Genomic DNA, 268 nt, shown 5'->3' with positions numbered 1-268 from the left:
GGGTTTGGTGGGGTTCATCGGCGGCTACCAGAGTCAGCTTTAGGTCACGGCAATAATTGACCAGTGCATCGCCCACTCCCGGTTGGTACCAGGAACGGTTACGCAACTCGACGGCAACCGGTAGGTTCCCCATCAGTTCCCGCACCGTGCGTAGGTACTCGATGTGTTCGGTCCGGGCGTCAAAGTAGGGTGGAAACTGGAAGAGGGCCGTTTTAAGCTGACCGGTGCTAACTAACGGCGCCACGACCTGTTTGAACTGGGTGAAGAC

Annotated in this window: 1 protein-coding gene; it reads right to left on the bottom strand. The window is 57.5% G+C overall.

The window, feature by feature from the left end; all coding sequences use genetic code 11:
* On the bottom strand, positions 1-268 hold a 268-nt coding region (locus PZC42_RS24765), incomplete at both ends, for a DUF72 domain-containing protein (RefSeq protein WP_277214206.1).

Source organism: Isoptericola croceus (genome assembly GCF_029382255.1).
GTDB lineage: Bacteria > Actinomycetota > Actinomycetes > Actinomycetales > Cellulomonadaceae > Isoptericola > Isoptericola croceus.
Note: the sequence above shows the minus strand (reverse complement) of the source record. Positions and strands in the feature narration are given on the sequence as shown.